The sequence below is a fragment of the Flavobacterium sp. 316 genome (assembly GCF_000967805.1).
In the GTDB taxonomy this organism is placed as follows: Bacteria; Bacteroidota; Bacteroidia; order Flavobacteriales; family Flavobacteriaceae; genus Flavobacterium; species Flavobacterium sediminilitoris.
This window is the reverse complement of record NZ_JYGZ01000010.1, coordinates 1-5033: the sequence shown is the minus strand read 5'-3', so window position 1 is coordinate 5033 and position 5033 is coordinate 1. Positions and strand designations below refer to the sequence as shown.

The window sequence follows — 5033 nt, the reverse complement described above, 5'->3', positions numbered from 1 at the left end:
GCTCTGTATTATCCTTATCTAAAAAGTTAATAAAATTCATGGTTTGATAATGGTACATTTTGGCTGTAGTTTTGCTTAGCTCTTGTCGTTTTAGGTATGTTTTAAAGTCCATTTTTTGAGTGATTAGCGATTAGTAATTAGTCCTTATTCTTTTTGCTCTTCTAGTAAGTGTGTGTATATCTGTGTGGTTTCTAAACTGCTGTGTCCTAAAAAGCGTTGTACTTTTTGTATATCCATTCCGTTTGCTAGTAAGTGTGTGGCTATGCTATGTCTTAGACTGTGTAGTGTGATTGTTTTTTCTTTTAGTTTTATGTTGTCGCTTTGATTGATGATGTTTTGTAGCCTGTAGTTTAGTGTTCCTCCTGTGAGTGGTTTGCCGTAACGGTTAATAAAAAGTTTGTGTTCTGCTTTGTCTTTTACTAGTATGGTTCTGTATTCATAAACCCAATCTTGTAATGTTTTGGCTGTTGTTTTGTTAAAAGGGATTAGCCTTTGTTTGCTGTTCTTGCCTTTCTTTACGTGTAATACTCGTGTGTCAAAATTTATATCATCAATACTTACATTTATGCCTTCTGTTCTTCTAAGACCACAACCGTAATAGATGGTTAATAGTATTTTATCTTGGTGGTTTAAAGCTTCTTGTTTTTGGGTATTTGCTTCTTGGTTTTCTACGATTTTATAGAGTTCTTTTACTTCTTCTATGGTTAGTATTTCTCTTTCTAGTGTTTCTTTTTTTAATCGTTTTAGGTTGATTTCTGGTAGCCCTGTTGTGCCTTTGTGGTRCAAGAACTCGAAGAACTTTTCTAATGTCCAAAAATGATAGTTAATAGTTGAACTGCTTAATGCTCCGCCTTGTCTTTCACTGGCTCTATTGATTAGATAATTGTAATATTCTTTTATATCGTGATGGGTTATTTGATTGATTTGCTTGATGTCTTTTTGTTCAAGGTAATATAAAAACTCTCTGGCTAAATTTGGCAGATTGTAAACGGTTGCTTGTACAAAACCTAAGATGTCTAACCACTCTTTAAAAGCGTTTTCTAAATAGTTGTAACTGGTTGATTGTAAGTGTAACTTTTTCATAACTCTTTAATTTCTTTTTTAGTCCTCTTATCTATTTTTGTGGTTTTTGTGGTGGATTGATTTAACTCTTTGGTTTTTTGATTGTTATGCTCGCCACTTTGCTTTTGGTGGTTTGGTGGTGTAGTGGTGGTTTGTACCTTATCTAAACAGGCTTCAAGTATGTTTGTTATTTGACTTTTTAGGGTTTCATATTCTTTTTCATCTACTAATCGATACACAAAACTTCTACTTTCTTTATTGATAATTTTAGCGATTAAGCTTTCGTCTTCTAGGTCTTTGTGATAGCGTCTTAATGTGGTTTCTTTTACTTTTAGATTTCGTCTTATTTCACTATTGGTAAATTCTGTTTTATTATTATCTTTTAAATAGCTTTTTAATTTTTCTAAATAGTTGCGTGTTGCTCCATTAATTACATCAGATTTGCGAAGTAGTATTTCTTTTAATAATTTATTTGCATTTTTAATATCTTCTATCGTTGTTTCTATGTATTCTTCTCCTGTTTGTTCATCATATTTTAAKSCYCTTTGGAACTGGTGGTAATAAGTKATTAGTTCTATAAATTGTAAATAGTGTGCGTTTGTTCTTCTTGGTTTTAAAACTTCGTTTGGTAGTTCTAATACCTCTGCAAAAGGATTTACGACTTTGATGGATTTTAGTATATATTGAGAGTTTTGAAGTAGTATTTTAGCTGTTAGTTGTTCTTCTATGTTTATTTTTCCCGCTGATGCTTTTCTTTGGTAATYCATAATTCTTTGGTCTTGCTCTATACTTTCATCTAGGTAAATTAAAAAGCTTCTGTTTGCATTGTCTTCGTAAATGGTTTCTTTRGTGGTACACCCAGCTACACATACAGGACCTTCAACGGTTATATTTTGTGATTTGGTTTCTCCTTTGGTGTTTTTAAAAGCTACTGTTTTACTAATTCTCTTTTTAGATTGTAGTTCTCTTATGGGGTACAAGGCACTTTCTGCTCCGTCTAAATCTTCTATTAGGATAAGTTTGTGTTTTAGTTCCTGTTGCCCGAAGTAATAAAATGCGTTTTCTGATAGTGTGGTGATTTCTATTTTTTCTTCGTCTGGTATGAGATTTCCGATGGATTCCTGTAAGTGTGTTTTTCCTGTTCCTGATGAACCTAAACTTATTACATGTAGTGGCTGTTCTCTTTTTCTACTGCTAAAAATTAAATACATGATTAGCCTGTTTGTTTCTTCTCCTATAATACCGCTTTTGCCTATTAAGTCGTTAGTTACCATTAAAAGATTATCAGATTGTAATAACTGTAATGCTTCGCTTTTCTCTTTTTCTGTTAATTGTTTGGTTTCTATTTGCWTATTAGTATTTTCTAATTCTTGTAGCCTGTATTTTTCCAGTTCTTCTATGAGTTCGTTTATACTCGCTTCGATTACACTTGTACCGATTTCTAGTTTAGTAGCTGTTTTTCTAATTAGTTTTTCTACTTGTGTATCGTTGTATAGATCTAAATTATGTCTTACTGCTAGTGTATCAACTTCTGTAGATTGTATTTTGAGTGTTACTCGCATTCTGTCTAAGCCGTCTAACCTAATACCGCCTAATACCGTTATTTTGATTAGTTTGTTATGATAGTCTAATTGATTGGGGTTTTGGGTGTTTAACTGAGAGATAGCCATTGTAATATTTATTTATTTCCTATTTGTACATTACAAAAATACTTTATAATTTCCTTTTAGTCAAATATATTTTATACAAATAGTCTTTTATTTGCTATTTATAGACTTTTAGGATATTTTTGTATTTCATTATAGTATACAATGAGTTTAGGACAAAATATAAAAGCATTAAGAGAAGCTAAAGGATTACTACAAAAACAAGTAGCTAACGAAGTAGGTTTGGGTATTTCTCATTACAGTAAAATAGAGAACGACCAAAGAGAAGCTTCTGTAGATATGTTAGATAAACTAGCTAGATTTTACAATACTACGATTGATAAAATTGTACATCCYGATAATGAAGTACCTGAAGAAGTAGTTATTGAAGATAAAAGTACTATTGAGCAAATGAAGTTAATACAAGAGCTTGACGAAAAAGACAAGAGTATTGTATTTGCCATTATTGATAAAATGCTTACTACTAAGAAGTTTAAAGACTTTTTTAATAAAAACATTTGATTGTTATAAAGTGTGATTTTATGAAGTGGTATGAGATTATTTTAATACCTGTTATTATTATAGTTGGTGCTTATTTACATGGAAAAATAAGAGGACAAAATCGTTATAATAATTACAACGATAGTTGGAAAAATAAGCGTAAAAAATAAAACCACTCCTTTTACAAGGTAAATCTTTTTTCCATTGCTTCCATTACTAACAAATATTAATTAAGATAGTCRCAAAAAGTAAGCTTTAAATTTATATTTGTCAATACGTATTTATACTGATTTTTGCCCTTTTTTTATACGTATTTATACGTACTTAGGCTTAATTTAGGGTTTTATTTGTACTTTTTTTTCTAATGATTTTATTTACAGAACATAAAAAAACCACTCCTTTTGAGAGTGGCTTTTTTATTTTAATGTATTTTATATCAATCCGTGTACTCTTCTAAAAAAAATATAATATCTTTTTTAAATTTATCAATATCAAAATCTTTAACCTTTTTTTTAAGATAATCTAAATTTGATAATGAATTAATAATAGTAGAAGATATTATTTTTTTACCTTCCATAACATCAGACAATATAAAATCATCATAAATTGCATCATCAATTTTAATATCAAAACTAAAAGACTTATCTACAATCATTTCTATGCCAGTTAGCTTGTTCTTTGTTTTTTTATAATCAATATATTTTGGCTTTCTTATTTTAAACCAATCTTCGTATCCTGGTCGTGTTTTTATAATGATAGCGCCAATTAAGACTTCTTTTACATCTGAACCATAATTTTTGGATAAGAAATGAGAATGTAATTGTTCCGATAAATCAATTATATCTTTTGCCTTCTTTTCAGCGTTATTATCTATTTCTAAAGTTATTTTAAAATTCATCATTAATTATCTAAAGATTTTATTTCCTGGAGGCAGATGACCATTTGTTATAAAATAGCTATATATTTTTGCTTTTTCCATTGCTTTAACTTGTGTTTGAGTACCTGTAAACTCATTATGTTGTGAAACACCACCAGCTCCTACCGTACTTAAGTCGCCAGCATTATATCTACTTGTTGGATTAGTTGTTTCACCATATTTCCACACATCACCAGCATTTAAATGCATTGTACCAGTTGGAACACTACTCCCTGATGACATTATAGGATATTCTCCACTTGTATTTGCTCTCAAGGAATATTGAACTCCAGGAGGACCATCATTAGCTCTTTCTAAGATTCGGTCTATTTCAGCATCCCTCTTTAATATTACCGCACCAACAGCGGCAGCAGCAACACCGTATACAACCCATTTTGGAACAGCAACGTCTGACGGGTCAGGAGTAACACCATCAGCTGCAATACCTGTCATAATCATACCAGCTGCCGCATAACTTTGCTCTACTTGTGCTATTTGACCTTCAGTTCCTGCCATATCAGCTGACATTTGAAGCACACCATTGTCTGTAAAAAAACCTAAATCCCCAAGCACTATGTTATCTCCTTCAGTTGTATAAGAAGAACCTATTGCATAATGCTTTGCTTCATTACCATATAATTCTGTAGCTGATGCTTGATCAGTAACTCTACTGTCATAAAGCATTTGACCGTTAACACTAATCCAGTCATCACTTTGCATTCCATCAGGGTCAACAAAATACATCGGATTATTATAAGCATAGTTGTAAGGTGTCCATCTTCTAGAGGTTTCCGCCAACGGGTCAATGTTCATCCATCTACCTATAGCTGGGTCATAATTCCTTGCACCATAGTCATATAGATTTAAATCAAGCTCATTTTGGAACTCTTTGGAGTTATAGCGATACT

Annotated in this window: 6 protein-coding genes; 2 read left to right on the top strand and 4 right to left on the bottom strand. The window is 31.4% G+C overall.

The window, feature by feature from the left end; all coding sequences use genetic code 11:
- Positions 1-144: 144 nt before the first annotated feature.
- Both SY27_RS17975 and SY27_RS19170 read right to left on the bottom strand, forming a co-directional pair.
- Entirely contained in the window at positions 145-1083 is a 939-nt protein-coding gene (locus SY27_RS17975; protein ID WP_045973022.1) for a tyrosine-type recombinase/integrase, read from the bottom strand.
- Complete coding sequence (locus tag SY27_RS19170; RefSeq protein WP_045973021.1) at positions 1080-2732, bottom strand: hypothetical protein; 1653 nt, start codon at positions 2730-2732, stop codon at positions 1080-1082. The genes SY27_RS17975 and SY27_RS19170 overlap by 4 nt, the downstream gene beginning before the upstream one ends.
- A gap of 141 nt (positions 2733-2873) precedes the next feature.
- On the opposite strand from SY27_RS19170, the gene SY27_RS17965 reads away from it, so the two are divergent.
- Positions 2874-3230 carry a helix-turn-helix domain-containing protein gene (locus tag SY27_RS17965; protein WP_045973019.1) on the top strand — a complete coding sequence of 119 codons (357 nt, stop codon included), beginning with the start codon at positions 2874-2876 and terminating at the stop codon, positions 3228-3230.
- Between the two features lie 20 nt (positions 3231-3250).
- Complete coding sequence (locus SY27_RS19235) at positions 3251-3379, top strand: hypothetical protein (RefSeq protein ID WP_255350310.1); 129 nt, start codon at positions 3251-3253, stop codon at positions 3377-3379.
- Positions 3380-3645: 266 nt separating this feature from the next.
- On the opposite strand, the gene SY27_RS17960 is transcribed toward SY27_RS19235, so the two are convergent.
- Positions 3646-4110, bottom strand: coding sequence for a hypothetical protein (locus SY27_RS17960; RefSeq protein WP_152640792.1), 465 nt, complete (start codon positions 4108-4110; stop codon positions 3646-3648).
- 3 nt (positions 4111-4113) lie between these two features.
- Positions 4114-5033 (bottom strand): RHS repeat-associated core domain-containing protein (locus SY27_RS17955; RefSeq protein WP_045973015.1); only part of this gene is annotated, 920 nt, incomplete at its 5' end.

Bases quoted from the DNA above. Each gene is read 5' to 3' on its own strand.
- SY27_RS19235 (WP_255350310.1), top strand. From the start codon at position 3,251: ATGAAGTGGTATGAGATTATTTTAATACCTGTTATTATTATAGTTGGT.
- SY27_RS17960 (WP_152640792.1), bottom strand. From the start codon at position 4,110: ATGATGAATTTTAAAATAACTTTAGAAATAGATAATAACGCTGAAAAG.